The organism is Pseudomonas sp. MM211, assembly GCF_020386635.1.
In the GTDB taxonomy this organism is placed as follows: domain Bacteria; phylum Pseudomonadota; class Gammaproteobacteria; order Pseudomonadales; family Pseudomonadaceae; genus Aquipseudomonas.
In genome coordinates, this window is sequence record NZ_CP081942.1 from 2,963,523 (window position 1) to 2,981,821 (window position 18,299).

An 18,299-nucleotide genomic window follows, 5' to 3' on the forward strand; every position below is an offset into this window, starting at 1 on the left:
ACTTCAGATTATTGTTTTAAAAGGCTTTTTATATGGGTCGATTGACTGAGCTTATTGGATTGATGGTTTCAATCAATGGGCTCTTTGATCCATATGGGGCTACTATCCCTCCTGTAAATTTTTCAACCCTCCTAAGGAGTTACTGATGTCTTTGATTAACACTCAAGTTCAGCCGTTCAAGGTCAATGCATTTCACAATGGCAAATTCATCGAAGTCACCGAACAAAGCCTGAAGGGCAAGTGGTCGGTACTGATCTTCATGCCGGCAGCTTTCACCTTCAACTGCCCGACCGAGATCGAAGACGCCGCCAACAACTACGAAGCCTTCCAGAAGGCTGGTGCCGAGGTTTACATCGTCACCACCGACACCCACTTCTCCCACAAGGTATGGCACGAAACTTCCCCTGCCGTTGGCAAGGCTCGTTTCCCGCTGATTGGTGACCCGACTCACCAGCTGACCAACGCTTTCGGCGTGCACATCGCCGAAGAAGGTCTGGCACTGCGCGGTACCTTCGTGATCAACCCGGAAGGCCAGATCAAGACCGTCGAAATCCACTCCAACGAGATCGCTCGTGACGTGGCCGAGACCCTGCGCAAGCTGCAAGCTGCTCAGTACACTGCCGCTCACCCGGGTGAAGTCTGCCCAGCCAAGTGGAAAGAAGGTGCACAGACTCTGGCTCCTTCCCTGGACCTGGTCGGCAAGATCTAAAAACGACCCGGAAGCCTCGCTTCCAGATGGTCAGCCGCGGGGATGTAACCCATCCCTGACGGCTCGGCGCCCGGGCGTAACCCGTCCGGGCGTTTTATTGCCCGAATTTCGTCATTGAGGACACGTTTATGTTGGACGCCACGCTTAAAACCCAGTTGAAGGCCTACCTGGAAAAGGTCATCCAGCCGTTCGAGATCGTCGCGTCCCTCGATGACAGCGACAAATCTCAGGAGCTCAAAGGTCTGCTCGACGACATCGTCAGCCTGACCGATAAGATCACCCTGAAAACCGATGGCAGCGACGCCCGTGTGCCGTCGTTCGCCCTGAATCGCCCGAACGGCAACATCAGCCTGCGTTTTGCCGGCCTGCCGATGGGCCACGAGTTCACTTCGCTGGTGCTGGCCCTGCTGCAAGTCGGTGGCCACCCCTCGAAGCTGGCGGCTGAAGTGATCGAGCAGATCAGCAGCCTCGAAGGCGAATTCAACTTCGAGACTTATTACTCGCTGTCGTGCCAGAACTGCCCGGACGTCGTCCAGGCGCTGAACCTGATGGCCGTGCTCAACCCGAACATCCGCCATGTCGCCATCGACGGCGCGCTGTTCCAGGACGAAGTCGAGTCCCGTCAGATCATGTCGGTACCGAGCATCTACCTGAACGGCGAGCTGTTCGGCCAGGGACGTATGGACGCCGAGCAAATCCTCGCCAAGATCGACACCGGCGCTTCTGCCCGTGATGCGGCCAAGCTGAACGGCAAGGAAGCCTTCGACGTGCTGGTCATCGGTGGTGGCCCGGCCGGTGCTGCGGCAGCCATCTACGCTGCCCGTAAAGGCATCCGTACCGGCGTCGCAGCCGAGCGTTTCGGCGGTCAGGTGCTGGACACCATGGCCATCGAGAACTTCATCTCGGTACAGGAAACCGAAGGCCCGAAACTGGCCCGCGCCCTGGAAGAGCACGTCAAGCAGTACGACGTCGACATCATGAACCTGCAACGTGCCAGCGCACTGATTCCAGCTTCCAGCGCTGGCGGCCTGCACGAAGTGAAGTTCGAGAGCGGTGCGAGCCTGAAAGCCAAGACCGTGATTCTGTCCACCGGCGCACGCTGGAGAGAGATGAACGTGCCGGGCGAGAAGGAATACCGCAACAAGGGCGTTGCTTACTGCCCGCACTGTGACGGCCCGCTGTTCAAGGGCAAGCGTGTGGCGGTGGTCGGTGGTGGTAACTCCGGCGTGGAAGCGGCCATCGACCTGGCCGGTATCGTTTCAGAGGTCACGCTGCTGGAATATGACAGCAAGCTGCGCGCTGACGCCGTACTGCAGAAGAAGCTCTACAGCCTGCCCAACGTCAAGGTGATCACCAGCGCCCTGACCAGCGAAGTGAAAGGCGATGGCCAGAAGGTCACCGGTCTGGTCTACAAGGATCGCAACTCCGATGAGTTCGTCCCGCTAGCACTGGAGGGTATCTTCGTGCAGATCGGCCTGCTGCCGAACTCCGAGTGGCTGAAGGGCTCGGTGGAGCTGTCGGATCGTGGCGAAATCATCGTCGACGCTCGCGGTGAAACCTCGTTGCCCGGCATCTTCGCCGCGGGTGACGTGACCACCGTGCCGTACAAGCAGATCGTCATCGCCATGGGCGAGGGCTCGAAAGCGTCGCTGAGCGCCTTCGATCACCTGATCCGCAGCTGATGCGCTAAGCCAGAAGCACGAAAGGCGGGCCTGATGGCCCGCCTTTTTCATTTCTGTTTTTCAGAAAGTGTGGCAACCAGCCAGGATCGACAGATATCTCCCCGAACCAATTGATCGCCGGCAAGCCGGCTCCTACGGGGAGGACGATGACAGTCGCTACATCTGTAGGAGCCCGCTTGCGGGCGGTTCGGCTGGGCGCTGCATGTCGCTATCGCCGGGTTGAGTCACTCAGTCGGTTTCTTCATCGCGAATCAGCACGAAGCTGGGGCCTTGTTCATCGTCCAGGCGCTCGCAGACGAAGTACATCTCTACCTTGCCAGCACTGGACATGGTCGCCAGATAATCACCGGCCTGTGGGGTGAAGAAGGCCTTGGAGCCCGGCTTGGCTTCGCAGGCGACCAGTGCGGTGAAGAACAACGCCGGATCGCTGCCATCGAAATAATCGTCACGCTCGGCAGCATCCCATTCGTGAGGCGGCTCGAACGGGCCGGTGAACAGGACTTTGGCATCACCCATGTCCCGTTCTTCAGCGTCGGTATCGTCTTCATCCGGGCGATAGACCGTGCAGTCCTGTGACTCGGCGGCATCCAGCACGCGCTGGCGTTGTTGATCATCGATTAGGGACACGGTGGCTCCGACTATCAGAAAAAATCGAGGTGTGCAGTGTGAGCTGCGCCACGGTGGCCTGCAATCACCCGCGTGCGATTTCCCCCGAGCCCGGAAACTGCGATGCTGGTACGACCGTGAAGCAGTATTGAGAACAATCATGAAGATCAGCTCGGATTTCGACAGCGGCAACATCCTCGTGCAGGACGCCAGCGACCCGCACAACGTGCTGCTGGCCATGCGCAAGGATCTCAATAGCCACCATTTCCAGTGGTTTCATTTCCAGGTCGAGGGCCTGACACCTGGTGCGCGCCACGATTTCAGCATCACCAACGCCGGGCAGTCAGCCTATAGCCATGCCTGGACGGGCTACAACGCAGTGGCCTCTTACGATCAGCGCACCTGGTTCCGTGTGCCAAGCCGCTTCGAGGATGGCGCCCTGCATTTCGGCCTGGAGCCCGAGCAGGCGCAGATCTGGTTCGCCTACTTCGAGCCCTACAGCCGCGAGCGGCACAGTGACCTGATCGCTCAGGCGCTGGCCTTGCCGGGTGTCGAGCTGCATGGCAGCGGGCGCAGCATCGAGGGGCGGGATATCGAGCTGCTGCGTGTGCACCGCCATGCGCAGGCGAGCCGAAAGGTGTGGATCATCGCCCAGCAGCATCCGGGTGAGCACATGGCCGAGTGGTTCATGGAGGGCATCGTTCGCCGTCTGCAGGACAGCAGCGACGTAATTCTCGATGCGCTGCTGCAGCAGGCCGATCTCTACCTGGTGCCAAACATGAACCCGGACGGCGCCTTCCGTGGCCATCTACGCACCAACGCCGCGGGCCAGGATCTCAATCGCGCCTGGCAGTCGGCCAGCGTCGAGCGCAGCCCGGAGGTATTCTTCGTGCAGCAGGCCATGCGTGAAGTGGGCGTTGATCTGTTTCTCGATATCCACGGGGACGAAGAAATCCCCCATGTGTTCACCGCCGGCTGCGAAGGCAATCCCGGATTCTCGCCACGGCTGGAGGCACTGGAAGATGAGTTCCGTAGCCGTCTGGTCGAGCGTGGCGCAGAGTTTCAGACACGCTTCGGTTACCCACGCAGCGCACCGGGGCAGGCCAATACCGCTTTGGCCTGCAATTCAGTAGGGCTGGAGTTCGACTGCCTGTCATTTACCCTGGAGATGCCTTTCAAGGATCACGACGACACGCCAAACCCGCTGACTGGCTGGGACGGCGAGCGCTCGATGAAGCTGGCCGGCGAGATGCTCGACGTAGTGGCAGAGATGGTCGATCGGCTGCGCTGATCAGGCATGCTCGTGCAGGGTGCCTTCCTCATCCTGCGCGGCCTGCAATTGCTGCAGGGTCTGCATCTTTTCGGCGATCTCCTTCTCGGCCGCGGCGCGCTGCTCAGGTGGCAGGCTCTCGAGCTCATCCTCGGTCATGCCGATTTCCTTGAGGATCTTGTCGCGCATCTTCTCGGCAGGCGACATGTCCATGTAGGCCATGAACTGAGCAAGGGCACTGTCGGCGGCTGGCTTCTTGTCCGAGTTGACGCCTGGTGTGCTGTCGGACGTCTGCTGTGAATCCTCAGCGGTGCTGTACAGGTTGACCATCATCCGCGCGAAGGCTTCGTTGTAGGCCTGCTGGCTGGAGTCCGCCTGATCGCTCTTGAATCCCTTGGGTGCTGCATTGGCTTCCTGCGCTTTCTCTTGCTTGGCGAGCGACGCTTCGCTGCTTTGTTTGAAATCCAACGCTTCGACACGACTGCGCTGCAGTGGGCTGGTCGTTCCGTAGTGGGTGAGCGAACCGATGATGCTCATGGCGAACCTCCTTGGCTTTAGGCCTTCAAAATAGCAAAGCCTGTGCCAGCCAATTGGTTGCTGCCAATTGTTTGATTATGAAAGGATTTGTTTTTCATGCCAGGGCGCTTTGGGCAGCCCTTTGCCGCTCACGGCAAGTCGCTGCCGCCTGTCGTAATGTCCTCAGTTCGGCAGGTCGAACAGGCCTTGCTGTGGTGGCGTTGGTAATGTCGGCGTGGCAGTGCGCGATGGTAGCTGTCGGCTGACCTGCGCAACGGGCACCTGAGGTACGCGGCTGCGTTGCACTTGCCACCAGCCTGGTAGCAGGGCTCGTACTTCGGGCAGGGTGAAGCGGTCGTCCATCAGGTGCACCACGCCGCTGTCCTGCGGCGTGCGGATGACCCGGCCAGCGGCCTGTACCACTTTCTGCAGGCCGGGAAACAGGTAGGTGTAGTCGTAGCCACTGCCGAACATTTCGGCCATGCGTTGCTTGATCTGCTCGTTGATCGGGTTGATCTGTGGCAGGCCCAGGGTGGCGATGAAGGCGCCGATCAGGCGGTCGCCCGGCAGGTCGATGCCTTCGCCGAACACCCCGCCCAATACCGCGAAGCCGATACCCTGGCCACCCGCTTTGAAGCGCTCGAGGAACTGCTGGCGCTCGGTCTCGTCCATTTGTCGTGCCTGTACCCAGCGTGGGATCTGCGGGTGGTCGCGGTCGAACAGCTCCAGCACCTGTTGCAGGTAGGCATAGCTGCTGAAAAAGGCCAGGTAATTGCCCGGGCGCTCGGCGAACTGTCGCGCCATCAGGGCGACGATGGGTGCCAGTGAACGCTCGCGGTGCTGATAGCGTGTCGACAGGTTGCTCACCGCCTGTACCTGCAACTGTGCGGCCTGGAATGGCGACTCGACGTCCAGCCAGGGCGTTTCTTCCGGCAGGCCGAGCAGGTCTGCGTAGTAGCCGGCCGGGCTCAGGGTGGCGGAGAACAGCGTGGTGCTGTGGCTGTTTTCGAAGCGCGGAGCGAGAAACGGCGCCGGCACGATATTACGCAGGCACAGCACCGAATGGTTGCGCCCACGAAGATCCGCCTTGCGGCTAATGTCGAACAGTGAATGGGGGCCGAAGGCTTCTGCCAGGCGGCAGAAGGCCATGGCGTCGAGGTAGAACTGCAGCAGTTCGCCATCGTTGCCGGTGGGCTGATCCGTCAGGTGATCGGTAAGCGCGCTGACCGCTTTCTGCAGGGACAGGAGAAGCAGATCCGGCGGTTGCGGGTAGGTCTGGTAGTCCTCGGGCAGTTCCTTGTGCAGCTGTTTCCAGTGCCGGCTGATGCGTGTCAGGACGGCGCTCAGGCCCTTGGGGGCATTGCTGCGCATGGCTTCGAAGCGACCCTGATCGAGCTCGGCGCTGTACATGCGCCGGGCCCGTTCGATCAGGTTGTGGGCTTCATCGACCAGCAGCGTCACGCGCCACTCGTTGATCAGGGTCAGGCTATAGAGCAGGGCGCTGAGGTCGAAGTAGTAGTTGTAATCGCACACCACCACGTCGGCCCAGCGGGTCAGTTCCTGGCTCAGGTAGTAGGGGCAGACCTGATGCTGGAGCGCGATATCGCGCACCGCAGTCTGATCCAGCCAGATGCAGTCGACAGCGGCCTGGCGCGCGGCGGGCAGGCGGTCATAGAAACCTCGGGCCAGCGGGCAGGATTCGCCGTGACAGGCTTTGTCCGGGTGTTCGCAGGCCTTGTCCCGGGCGACGTGTTCCAGCACGCGCAACGGCAGGGTCTCGCCACGCAAGATCTGCAGGGCGTGCAGTGCAAGTTGGCGTCCCGGCGTTTTCGCGGTGAGAAAGAACAGTCGGTCGAGGCCGTTTTCCGCGAAGGCCTTGAGCTGCGGGAATAGCGTGCCCAGCGTCTTGCCGATGCCGGTGGTGGCCTGCGCCATCAGGCAGTGGCCGTCGCGGGCTGCACGGTACACAGCCTCAGCCAGTTGTCGCTGGCCAAGACGAAACTCGGCGTGGGGAAAGCGCAGTTCGCCCAAGGCAGCGTCACGCATCTGACGGTGAGCCTGCTCCTGCTCGGCCCAAATGATAAAGCGGCTGCACAGTGCCTCGAAAAAGCTGCATAGCTCGGCAGCCGTGCAGGTTTCTTGGAAAACGCTTTCTTTCTGGGTCAGAACGTTGAAGTACACCACCGCCAGATCGATCTCTGCCAAACCGCGGCTCTGGCAGAGCAACCAGCCGTACACCCGTGCCTGAGCCCAGTGCAGTTGTCGGTGGTTGTCAGGAATGCGGCTGATATCGCCACGGTGGGTCTTTATTTCCTCGAGCAGGTTACTGTGCGGATCGAAACCGTCAGCCCGGCCACGCACTTGCAGGGAGCGGAACTCACCGGCTAGGGGCACCTCCGCTTCATAGTGCTCGCCTCGTCGGCTGACCACCGTGGCATGTCCGGCCATACCCTCCTGGGCGGTGGGCGAGGGCGTGAAACGCAGGTCGAGGTCGCCGCATTTGGCGGTGAACTCGCAGAGCGCGCGCACCGCCACGCGATAGCTCACGCTTCGGCCCACTGCACGTAGCAGACGTCCACCGGCATGCCGTGTTCCGCGCAAAATGCCAGCCAGCGGCGCTGGTTGTCCTGCAGGCGATCACCCGGGCCTTTGACCTCGATCATGCGGTAGCGTTTTTCCTCGGGCCAGAACTGGATCAGGTCGGGCATGCCGGCGCGATTGGCCTGGATATCACCGAGCAGGCGGCGAAACCAGGCGCGTAGATGCGCCGCTGGCAGGCAATCGAGGGCTTGATCCAGCAGTGCTTCGCTGAGCACGCCCCAATGCACGAACGGTGACTGGATGCCGAACTTGTCGCGGTAGGTACGGCGGATGCTGTTGCGATAACTGCCATCATCCAGTTGCCCCAGGCATGCCGCGAACAGCTCCTGACGGCGCGGGTAGAAGTCAGTGGTGAGCAGGTCTGCCGGGCCGTGCTGGAATGGATGGAAGAAGGCGCCCGGCACCGCGGCGAATACCGCTGGCCAGCACAGCAGGCCGAACAGGCTGCAGATCAGTGTGTTCTCGACGTAGTGCACCGGTGCTTCACTGCGTTGCAAATGCATCTGTACGAGTTGTTCCACCGCCAGCAATGGCAGCCTGGGCAGCTGCAGGTCGAGGCGCGCGGGTAGCGAAGCCTTGGCACGTTTTTGCGCAGGCAGCCCCAATTGTCGGGTCAGGCGCGCCAACGCACGTTCGGCCAGTTGCAGTTCGCCGTCGCTGTTCGGCGCAGCAATGGCCTGGCCGGCCAACTCGAAGGCTTCGCTGTAACGCAGCGTGCGCTCCAGTACGCGAATCTGCCGCTGCCGCGCGGCGCCATAACCGCTGCTGGCGTATACCTGCAAGGCCAGTTCGAACTCGGCGCAACGCTCCAGGTGCTGACCGATGCGAAACAGCAACTTGGCGCGCCGTTCGGCAATGTAGGGATTGTCGTAACGGCGAGTGTCGATGCGTTCGAGTAACTCGGTACTCGCATCTCCGGCCTCGAACACTTCGCGACAGCGCTGCAGATGCAGGTAATCGTCGACATCCTCGCGACAGCGCAGCGCTCGGGAGTCAGGCGGAAAGTCGACGCTTTCGTAGCGGAAGATACCCAGGTCAGCGAGCACGAACTCCGACCACTCCTGATGCAAATTGCCGAAGAACATCAACCGCAGGCGTTCGCTCAGGTCATCGATGGTCAGGCTGTAGAGGGCATCATCGAGCGTTGGGCACCAGGTATCGAATGCCTGAGCGTCGTCGAATTGCGCGGCGAGCTGCTCCAGCAGGTCGCCTTTACGGGCGCGGCGGTCGATGAGCCGGGCGGCGAAGCAGTCAATAATCTCGCCTTTGCGCAGCAGTGCCAGGAGCTCATCTATCTGCAACGCCGCGTCATCGACGACCCATCCGTTGGCAACAAGCGCCAAGACGGCCTGGCGGCAGCAGCCAATTTCATCGTAATTGAGCTTACTGGCACGAAAATGCACGCCTTTGCGCATGATCATGCGCACCAGCAGGGCTTGTGCCGGGCCTTCGAGCGTGCTGAATGTTTGCAAAAACGCCTGCTCACGGGCGTTCAGCAGATCGGCATGGCGCTCTTCGATCCACGCCAGAGCCTTGTGAAAGTTATTCAGGTAATAGAAGCGTGGGTCGTCGGTAAATGGCATGAGAGGGTGCTGGATACTGGTTTTATATACAGATATCAGGCCGCTCATCATCTTGCAATGAGCAGGAGATGGGCGGGCCGCACGTCGCGCTGTCGCTTGGCGCCGATAGCGGACTACACTGCTGCACCTCCATTGCCGCTTGAGCGGGCCATCATGAACAGCCAGTTAGCCCCACTCTCTGCGAGCACATTGACCGAGCGTCATTACGAGATGCTGGTTCAGGCCGTTGCCGACTACGCGATCTTCATGCTCAACCCGGAAGGCTGCATCGTTTCCTGGAATGCCGGTGCTGCGCGTATCAAGGGCTACGACGCCACTGAGGTGATTGGCCAGCACCTGTCGATCTTTTACTCCGACGAAGACCGGCATGACGGTAAACCCTGGCAGCTTATCGAGCGGGCACTGCGCGACGGGCGCTCTCAGGATGAGGGTTGGCGTGTGCGCAAGGATGGCTCCCGCTTTTGGGCGCTGGTGGCCATTGAAGTGATTCGCAATGAAGAGGGTGTGATCATCGGCTTGGCCAAGATCACCCGCGATATCACGGACCGTCACGAGGCGGACATGCGCTATGACGCTTTGCGTGCACAGCTATTTCAGGCGCAGAAACTCGAAGCTCTGGGTCAGTTGAGTGGTGGTATGGCCCACGATTTCAATAACCTGCTGACCATCATCCTGAGTGCTGCCAAGCTGGCTAGCCGCACCAGCAACCCGGAGCGCTTGGCAAGCCTGCTCGCCAGTATCCAGAACGCTGGTGAGCGCGGCGCGCAGATGACGCGTAATCTGCTGACCTTCGCTCGCTGCGAACAGATGCCAAGCCGCCTGGTCAACCTCAACGCGCTGCTCGATACCGCTCATACGTTCATGAGCCAGGTACTGCCCAAGGGCATGAGCCTGGAAATGCACTACGCCCCTGACTTGCATTGTGTCGAACTCGACCCGAGTCAATTGGAAATGGCGCTGCTTAACCTCATCCTCAATGCCCGTGACGCTATGCACGGTACAGGTGTCGTACGGTTGCACGCGGAGAACCGCACACTTGCCGGGGAGTTTGACGATCTGAGCGGGGAGTTCGTGTTGATTTCGGTCATCGATCATGGCATTGGTATCGACCCAGCCATTCGCTCGCGGCTGTTCGAGCCGTTTTTCACGACCAAGGATGTGGGCAAGGGAACTGGACTGGGGCTCAGCCAGGTCTATGGCTTTGCCCGGCAGGCCGGTGGTGACGTGCACGTCGAGAGCGTGGCAGGGCAGGGGGCTACCATGATTCTCTGCTTGCCTGCGGCTGTCGGGGAATCAGCAGGTGCTCGGGCATGAACATGCTAGTATCCGCGAGTCGCTTTTCCCATCAGTGCGTTAACCCCTAGGAAAAGCATATTCAAGCGTGGGCTTTTACTGCGTATTTACGACTGAGGCAGACCATAACTTGGAACAGCTACAACGCCTTCAAAGTGGGATTGATGGACTGGACGCACTGCTCAAGGGCGGTCTGGTAGCCGGCGCATCCTATATCGTTCAGGGGCGCCCTGGCTCGGGCAAGACCATCCTGGCTAACCAAATCGCGTTCAATCATGTGCGTGATGGTGGTCGTGTGCTGGTGGCCACCTTGCTGGCCGAATCCCATGAAAGGCTCTTTCAATTCCTTTCCACGATGACCTTCTTCGACCCGGCCAAGGTCGGTGCGGAAATCCAGTTTGTCAGTGCTTTTGACACCCTGGAGAATGAGGGCCTCGATGAGGTCGTCAAGTTGCTGCGCCGTGAAATCAGTCGTCAGAAGGCCACGCTGCTCATCGTCGATGGTCTGCTGAATGCCCGCTCCAAAGCGGAAAATCAGATCGATACCAAGAAATTCATTGCCGAGTTGCAGGGCCACGCCGCTTTCGCGGGTTGCACCGTGCTGTTCCTGACCAGTTCTCGACTGGATGACGGCAGCCCTGAACACACCATGGTCGATGGCGTGATCGAACTTGGCGAAGAGTTGTTCGGTGCGCGTTCGGTACGCCGCATTCATCTGCGCAAGACCCGTGGCAGCGGTGCGCTGTCCGGGCTGCACGAGTGCGAAATCACCGACGACGGGCTGGTCGTTCACCCACGTCTGGAAAGCCTGTACAGCAAACCGATTCACGACGATATCGACACGCTGGCTCGCGTTACCAGCGGCATTCCAAGCCTCGATAAGCTGATCGGCGGTGGCCTTTCGGAGTCTTCGGTTACCTTGGTCATGGGGCCGTCTGGTGTCGGCAAGACTACGTTGGGGCTGAACTTTCTCGCGCAGTCCACGGTGGCAACGCCAGGTCTGCATTTCGGCTTTTACGAAACGCCGCAGCGCCTGCGTATCAAGGCCGAAGCCATCGGTCTTGACCTGCGGTCACTGGAAGAAAGTGGCGCGTTGCACATCATGTGGCAGCCAACCACCGAGGGATTGCTTGACGGTCTTGGTGCGCGGGTCATCAAGGCAGTCCAAGAGAAAGGCATAAAACGCCTGCATATTGACAGCCTGGGCGGCATGGCGCGCGTAGCCACTAGCAGCACACGCCTGATCGAATTTTTCAGTGCCCTGATGAGCCAACTGCGCTCCATGGGCGTCACCGTGTTCGCTACCTGGGAGATGCGTGACCTGTTTGCAGCTGAGATCAATGCGCCTGCTCCGGAGCTGTCGAGCATTGTCGATAATCTGGTGCTGATGCGTTTCGTGGAAAAGGACGCTGAACTAAAGCGGCTCTTTTCCATACTTAAGATGAGGGACAGTTATTACGATTCCTCACTCTTGGAAGTGGTGATCAGCGATCATGGTATTGAACTCAGCAAGGCATTCAAAAACCAGGCAGGCGCGTTGTCAGGGAACGCCGTTCCGGCGCAGGACGCCTGAGCCATGCGTGCCTGACCGAGCCTACTGATTATGACAACCATCCTGATAGTCGATGACGAATACCTGATCGCGGATATTCTCGGCTATGCCATGGAGGATGAAGGCTACATGGTGGTGAAGGCGAGCAATGGCCGTAGAGGCCTGGAAGTGCTCGACCGCGAACGCCCTGAGTTGGTCATCACGGATTTCATGATGCCGGTCATGGATGGCCTCGAATTCGCCCGTGCCATACGGGCGAGGCCTGCGTCTGCTGATCTGCCGATCATTCTGATGAGCGGTGCCCAAGGCAGTGTCGGGCGCGCCAGCCCTGAGCTGTTTGCTGCGGTATTCGACAAACCTTTCGATATCAATCAGGTCATCGCCACGGTAAGGGAACTGATCGGCTCGAGCTGATTAATTACCGCCTTTCAGCCTCCATTCCCGTTCCACTGATCTATTTCTTCGTCTGTTCTATTTCTGGAACGCCTTCGCGTGGGCGAATGTCGAATCCTGCGTATACGCCACCGTCGCCATCAGGTGACAAGGCAGTCCGTCGTGTCGAGAGCAGGTATCCATGGATGAGGTTGTAGTACGGGCGCCCGTTGATGCCCGGTGGTTGGAGGTCGCGTTGGCCGTTTTCCCATTGATGTGGAAGGTGGTTAAGGGTGACCCGACAACTTCATATCGGTGGTTACGAGCCCATTCTGCCAGCGTGCCTCGGTCTTGCGACGCGTTCATGAATCGCGGATGGTGCCCATGCGCGTATTGATCTGTAGTGACGAAGCGAGCCTGTTGCTACCGTTGCTTGCACCCTTGGAGTTTACCTTCGAGCTATGCGACAGCTTTGCGATGTTGCTCGATGCCCTGGCAGGCAATGCCGATGCCGTTTTGATCGCCGAGGAGGTGCTGGCGGGCCAAGATGAGCGTGCATACGGCAGGCTTTTCCAATCCTCGCTTCCGCTTATTCTGCTCGGCGCTGCCACAGTCCAGGAGCCGTGCGCAGCATTAGGTGGCAGCGGTGCCGTCGTGCTGGAGCGCCCATTCACGTCGCGCTCACTGTGCAGTTGCCTGACGGCGCTCGTTAACCGTTCGCCAGGCGCCGTTCTGGAAGGGCATCGCAGCGAGGGCGAATTGGCGTTGCTGCAAAGCCAGAGGATGGATGCCGTTGGGTCGTTGACCAGCGGTATCGCACATGATTTCAACAACGTGCTTACCGGCATCATCGGCGCGCTGGATATCATGAAGCGTCGTGTTGCCAATGGCCGGTTGGAAGGAATAGGACGTTTTATCGAGGCCGCCAGCGTTTCTGCGGATCGGGCCAGTGCGCTGACCCAGCGGCTGTTGACCTTTTCCCATCGACAGCCGTTGGATGCCAGGCCCGTTGATGTGGATCCACTTCTCGAATCGCTGGAGTTGCTGATCAGGCGCACGATCAGTAAAGGTATTTCGCTGCAGGTCGATTACCGGCACGGCACGGCACGGGTTCTGGTGGATGCTCGGCAGCTGGAAAGCGCAATCCTCAACCTTGCCGTTAATGCCCGCGATGCCATGCCCAATGGCGGGCAAATACGGCTGCACACAGCGCTGATCAGCCTGACACGGGAAGAAATGACGGCCTTGCCCGATCTGCTGCCGGGTGACTATCTGCTGATCGCCTTTTCGGATACCGGTTATGGCATTAGCAGCGATGCGCTGGAGAAAGTTTTCGATCCGTTCTTTACCACCAAGTCCATCGGGCAGGGCAGTGGCCTGGGGCTGCCAATGGTGCATGGGTTTGCACGACAGAGCGGTGGTCAGGTCACCATTCACAGCGAGCCAGGCATTGGTACCACGGTGCGCTTGTACCTGCCCGTTGCCGCAGGCGAACAGGATCCGGTTGCCAATCTCGTACCCGAGCATGCTTTAGGCCATCGGGTTCTGCTGGTTGAAAGCGATTCGGCGGTGCGGCTGCTGGTGTCCGAGGTGTTGGCACAGAGGCGCTGTGAAATCGTTAATGCTGCCGAACCCCAAGCGGCTATCGAGCTGCTCGCGTCCAGCGCGTCGTTCGACCTGCTGGTTTCGGATATCAATCTGCCTGGTATCACGGCCTTGCAACTGGTCGGTTTAGCGCAACAGTGCAGGCCTGGCTTGCCTGTATTGCTGATCGCTGGCGATGCCGATGATGAGCCGCTTGCCTCGTTACCTGGCCTCAAGAGAATCAATAAACCCTTCTCCATGCGAGAGCTGAGCGAAACCATCGACGACATGTTGCCGTCGAGGCCTTGACGCTTTTTCTTGGTGCTTCCGGTCTGCCAGAGCCCGGTGTCGGTGCGCTCGCGTCAGGGGAAACGGCCTTCCGGCAACTTTTTCCCTCGATAGCATCCTGCTGCGGAATCAAAGCGTTGCTCCGTAGTCCTAAACCCTGACAACGAAAAGGCGGTAGCCCATACCGCCACCTCCAGCCTCTTGAAGTGCTGGTCTGGACGTCGATCCGTTTGCAGTACCAATGCCATTTTCCCTGCGTGCTCCCGTTGAGCAGGCAGAGCGGATTTGGTGATTGCGTTAGGGAAGGGATGCTGCTGTATGCGCCAGCCATGACGGGCTTCTGGTGGCGTGCAGGCGCTTGCGGTTGGGCTGATAACTGCCTGCGTCTATCAATTCAATGTCGCCGTACCACTATGGCGATTGTGGGGGAGATATTAACCATTGAACGGTAATCACAGCCTATGAAAATGTTGAAGGAATCCCTCAAGAAGGTATTGCCCCGCGACAGTATCGATAACCTGAAAGGGTTGCAGAAGAAACTGTCCATGGGTTGGATTCGTGCACTGTCACGGTCGGCCACGTTGCGCCGCTTCCACTATTCGTTCTTCTCGTCGGCGTTCGATCGTGAAGCGTATGCCGTGGTGGTCGGGCACCTGCAGCACGAGGAAAATCTGTCCGGCGCCGAGCCGGTGAACTACTTCTTGCGCCGTGCTGTGCACCGTATCGAGAAGGGGTTGATCATGCAGCCCAGGCGCGACGTGTTTGCCCTGGATTACATCGGCGACACGGTCGACAGCTACATCGCCTCGCTTAACGGCAACGTGGATCGTGACGAAGTCAGCTGGGCCCACGATGTGCTCGCCGAATACTTCACCGTGACCGGTGAGCATCCGGTGATCAACCGAGCGCGCGAGAAATTCGCCCGCTTCGAGCGTCCGGTAAGCTCGCCAGGCAGCCTGCGTAATCCTGACACCGAGCGTGTGCCGTTCGCCGCTGACGTAAGCACGCCGAGCGTCGATTACACCGCCATGCGCCAGCTGTCGATGAAGCGACGCTCGGTGCGCTGGTATCAGGATCGCCCGGTACCGCGTGATGTGATCGACAAGGCCGTTGAAGTTGCCGTGCAGTCGCCGAGTGCCTGCAACCGTCAGCCGTACCGCTTCCTGATCTTCGATGATGCCGCTTCCGTGGCACAGGCTTCGCGCTTGCCAATGGGCGTTGCCGGTTTCGATCACAACTTCCCGGCCATCGTCGCCGTGGTCGGCCGCCTGCGTGCCTATCCGCACGTGCGTGATCGTCACGTGATCTACATCGATGGCGCGTTGGCAGCGATGTCCTTCATGTTCGCGCTGGAGACTCAGGGCGTGTCGTCCTGCTCGATCAACTGGCCGGACATTCCCGAGCGCGAACAGGCCGCTGCCAAGTTGCTCAAACTCGATCCGGACGAACGCATCGTCATGTTCATTTCCCTGGGCTATGCGGCGGACACCGGTCTGGTGCCGTATTCGCAGAAGCTGTCGCTGGATGAAGCCCGTAGCTACGGGCACCTGGAGACGTCCAGCCGATGAGTGCCACGCGTGTCCAGGAGGGCATGAAGTACCTCCTCAACTCTGGCTGGATGCTGGCCGAGAAGTTCTTGATGCTGGCCATCGGCCTGGCGACCACCGTGGTACTGGCCCGCTACCTGGGCCCCGAGGATTTCGGTTACCTCAACTACGCACTCGCGCTGCTGGGCCTGCTCAGCATCGTGGTGCACCTGGGGCTGACCGGCTTGGTGGTCAAGGAGCTGCGCAGCAACCCGGAGAACGAAGACCAGATTCTCTCGACGGTATTCGTGATCAAGGTGGGCTGTTCGGTGATCGCCTTCGCGATCATGATGGGCACCTACCTGATCGGCAACGACCAGAATTTCCTGGTGCTGCTGTTCACCGCTCTGGCGTTGTTCTTCACGCCATTCGAGATGCTCATCGACTGGTTCCAGGCGCGGGTGCAGGCCAAGTACGCTGCCGTCGCCGGCTTCGTCGGTCAGCTCGGTGGCAACGGCCTGAAGATGATCCTGGCCATCGCCGGTGCTGGCCTGGTGTATATCGCCCTGGCCCACGTGGTGGTGGTGATGGTCACCTCGGTGATCCTGGTCTGCTATGCGGTGATGCTCAAGCGCGAGTTCCGCTTCGATTTTTCCTGGACGCTGGGCAAAACCCTGCTCAAGAAAAGCCTGCTGATCTTCCTCGGTTCGCTGTCGGCGGTGATCTACCTGAAGGTCGATCAGATCATGCTGCAGTACATGCTCGGCGAGTACTCGGTCGGTGTGTATTCGGCGGCTTCGCGGCTGTCGGAAGCCTGGTACCTGATCCCGACCATCCTCATGGCGTCGGTCTTCCCGAAGATGATCGACCTCAGCAAGACCGATACGGCGGGCTACAACCGCTTCATGCAGGTCGCGCTGGATGTGTTGTTCTTCATGGCGTTCGGCCTGGCGGTGGTGGTGTTCTTCCTCTCCGACTGGATCATCCTGACGCTCTACGGCGAGCAGTACGCGGATGCCGGGCCGGTGCTGGCGATCCATATCTTCGCGGCGACCTTCGTGTTCATGCGCGCGCTGTTCAGCAAGTGGATCATTATCGAAGAGGCCTTCATCTTTTCTCTGGTCACCCAGGGCCTGGGTGCGGTGAGCAACATCGTGCTCAATTACTTCCTCATCCAGAGTCACGGTGTCGTTGGCTCCGCCTGGGCGACGCTGATTTCCTATTCCATCGCCGGTTACGTGAGCTTGCTGCTGTCACGCAAGACACGGCCGCTGTTCATCATGATGACCAAGAGTATTTTTCTGCACGTGTTCATTAGCGTGCCCCAGTTGATTCGTGAATTCAGGAGAACGTGATATGTACGTCGAGATTCGCAAAGCCGGTTTCGTCAACAAGGGGGCTGCACTGATGCTGCACGCTGCCCTGCAGCAGGTGCAGAAGAACCTTCCCACCGCCAAGGTGGTGATGGAGCCTGGCCGCGCCAAGAGCCCTTATCCGTACGTCAACCGCGCATCCCTGGGCCTGTATCAGAAAGCCTGGCTGTGGCGCGCCGGCATCCCCTTCGGCGATCTGGCGGCCTTGGTGCCGGCCGGTATTCGCGAGCAGTACGGTGTGGTGCTCGACAAGGAAGTGAACGTGGTGCTGGACGCCGCTGGTTTCGCCTACAGCGATCAGTGGGGCCCTGACCTGTCCGAGGAACTGGCGCGTTCCAGCAAGCGCTGGAAGAAGCAGGGCTCGAAAGTGATCCTGCTGCCCCAGGCGTTCGGGCCGTTCCGCGATCAGAAGAGCAAGGATGCGGTAAGGGCGTTCCTCGACAACTGCGATCTGGTTTTCGCCCGCGAGCAGGTGTCCTACGACTACCTCACCGAGGTGGTTGGCGAGCGTGACAACATCAAAATAGCACCCGATTTCACCAACTTGATCACCGGTACGCTGCCGGCCTATTTCGATCCTGAAATTCATCAGGTCTGTGTGGTGCCCAATTGCCGCATGCTCGACAAAACCGGTGACAGCGTCGCCAAGGGCTATGTGCCGTTTCTGCAGCGCGCTACCAAGATGCTGGTCGAGCGTGGCGCCAAGCCGTTCCTGCTGATTCACGAAGGCGAGGGCGATGCTCGAGTAGCTGAGCAGGTATCGCAGGCCGTGGGTGGTCTGCCGATTCTGCGCGAGACCGATCCGCTGGCGATCAAGGGTATCCTCGGTGCTTGCCGCGGTACCTTGGGCAGCCGTTTCCACGGTTTGGTCAGTTCGCTATCGCAAGGTGTACCGTCGTTGGCCACGGGCTGGAGCCACAAATACCAGATGCTGTTCGCCGACTACGGTTTTGCCGAAGGCGTGCTGAATATCAACCTGAGCGATGAGGAGCTTTCCAGCGCCCTCGATTACCTCACTGATCCGGCCCAGATGCAGGCGCTCTCTACTCGTCTGCAAGCACACTCCGCAGAGCTGAAGACGCGCACTCAGGCGATGTGGGATGAGGTGTTCGCCCTGATCGCGCAGAGCCATGGCGTACGCAGCGAGAAGCCGCTAGCGATGGCTGCAGGGCGCTAAGGCGCTTTGGTTGCGGAACCCACCAAGGAGCAGCGTTTATTGCGCCTGGTGGGTTATGCGACACGCTGAGTGAGCGGCGTCTTGTCATGGCAGCGCTCACTTACGCTACAGGTAGTGCAGCAACGAAAAACGCCCCGGTTGAGTGATCAACCGGGGCGTTCTCGTTC

At 59.7% G+C, this 18,299-nt stretch carries 14 protein-coding genes; 10 read left to right on the top strand and 4 right to left on the bottom strand.

Going from position 1 to position 18,299, the window contains the following annotated elements; genetic code table 11:
- The first annotated feature begins 145 nt into the window (after positions 1 to 145).
- Complete coding sequence (gene ahpC / locus K5Q02_RS13540) at positions 146 to 709, top strand: alkyl hydroperoxide reductase subunit C (RefSeq protein ID WP_070885309.1); 564 nt, start codon at positions 146 to 148, stop codon at positions 707 to 709.
- A 128-nt stretch (positions 710 to 837) separates the two neighbouring features.
- Positions 838 to 2,391, top strand: coding sequence for an alkyl hydroperoxide reductase subunit F (gene ahpF, locus K5Q02_RS13545; RefSeq protein ID WP_225831305.1), 1,554 nt, complete (start codon positions 838 to 840; stop codon positions 2,389 to 2,391).
- Positions 2,392 to 2,619: 228 nt separating this feature from the next.
- On the opposite strand, the gene K5Q02_RS13550 is transcribed toward ahpF, so the two are convergent.
- Entirely contained in the window at positions 2,620 to 3,018 is a 399-nt protein-coding gene (locus K5Q02_RS13550) for a hypothetical protein (RefSeq protein ID WP_225831307.1), read from the bottom strand.
- 139 nt (positions 3,019 to 3,157) lie between these two features.
- Here K5Q02_RS13550 and K5Q02_RS13555 point away from each other — a divergent pair, with 139 nt between their 5' ends.
- Entirely contained in the window at positions 3,158 to 4,288 is a 1,131-nt protein-coding gene (locus K5Q02_RS13555) for a M14 family metallopeptidase (protein WP_225831309.1), read from the top strand.
- Here the strand turns inward: K5Q02_RS13555 and K5Q02_RS13560 are convergent, their stop codons facing one another.
- From K5Q02_RS13560 to K5Q02_RS13570, 3 genes are all read right to left on the bottom strand, one after another.
- Complete coding sequence (locus K5Q02_RS13560) at positions 4,289 to 4,804, bottom strand: hypothetical protein (RefSeq protein WP_225831311.1); 516 nt, start codon at positions 4,802 to 4,804, stop codon at positions 4,289 to 4,291.
- A gap of 162 nt (positions 4,805 to 4,966) precedes the next feature.
- Positions 4,967 to 7,330: an ATP-dependent DNA helicase gene (locus K5Q02_RS13565; protein WP_225831313.1), complete on the bottom strand. Its 2,364-nt coding sequence runs from the start codon at positions 7,328 to 7,330 to the stop codon at positions 4,967 to 4,969.
- Positions 7,327 to 8,967: a VRR-NUC domain-containing protein gene (locus K5Q02_RS13570; RefSeq protein WP_225831315.1), complete on the bottom strand. Its 1,641-nt coding sequence runs from the start codon at positions 8,965 to 8,967 to the stop codon at positions 7,327 to 7,329. Before K5Q02_RS13570 ends, K5Q02_RS13565 begins: the two co-directional genes overlap by 4 nt.
- Before the next feature lie 153 nt (positions 8,968 to 9,120).
- Here K5Q02_RS13570 and K5Q02_RS13575 point away from each other — a divergent pair, with 153 nt between their 5' ends.
- The 7 genes from K5Q02_RS13575 to K5Q02_RS13605 all read left to right on the top strand — a co-directional run bounded on the left by K5Q02_RS13575 (position 9,121) and on the right by K5Q02_RS13605 (position 18,132).
- Positions 9,121 to 10,281: a two-component system sensor histidine kinase NtrB gene (locus K5Q02_RS13575; protein WP_225831317.1), complete on the top strand. Its 1,161-nt coding sequence runs from the start codon at positions 9,121 to 9,123 to the stop codon at positions 10,279 to 10,281.
- Between the two features lie 109 nt (positions 10,282 to 10,390).
- Positions 10,391 to 11,833 carry an ATPase domain-containing protein gene (locus K5Q02_RS13580; RefSeq protein WP_230411038.1) on the top strand — a complete coding sequence of 481 codons (1,443 nt, stop codon included), beginning with the start codon at positions 10,391 to 10,393 and terminating at the stop codon, positions 11,831 to 11,833.
- Between the two features lie 30 nt (positions 11,834 to 11,863).
- Entirely contained in the window at positions 11,864 to 12,226 is a 363-nt protein-coding gene (locus tag K5Q02_RS13585) for a response regulator (RefSeq protein ID WP_225831321.1), read from the top strand.
- 342 nt (positions 12,227 to 12,568) lie between these two features.
- Positions 12,569 to 14,077, top strand: coding sequence for an ATP-binding protein (locus K5Q02_RS13590; RefSeq protein WP_225831323.1), 1,509 nt, complete (start codon positions 12,569 to 12,571; stop codon positions 14,075 to 14,077).
- 440 nt (positions 14,078 to 14,517) lie between these two features.
- Entirely contained in the window at positions 14,518 to 15,624 is a 1,107-nt protein-coding gene (locus K5Q02_RS13595; RefSeq protein ID WP_225831324.1) for a nitroreductase family protein, read from the top strand.
- Positions 15,621 to 16,937, top strand: a complete 1,317-nt coding sequence (locus K5Q02_RS13600; RefSeq protein ID WP_225831326.1) for a flippase — start codon at positions 15,621 to 15,623, stop codon at positions 16,935 to 16,937. The genes K5Q02_RS13595 and K5Q02_RS13600 overlap by 4 nt, the downstream gene beginning before the upstream one ends.
- 1 nt (position 16,938) lies before the next feature.
- Positions 16,939 to 18,132 carry a polysaccharide pyruvyl transferase family protein gene (locus tag K5Q02_RS13605; protein ID WP_225831329.1) on the top strand — a complete coding sequence of 398 codons (1,194 nt, stop codon included), beginning with the start codon at positions 16,939 to 16,941 and terminating at the stop codon, positions 18,130 to 18,132.
- Positions 18,133 to 18,299: the final 167 nt, after the last annotated feature.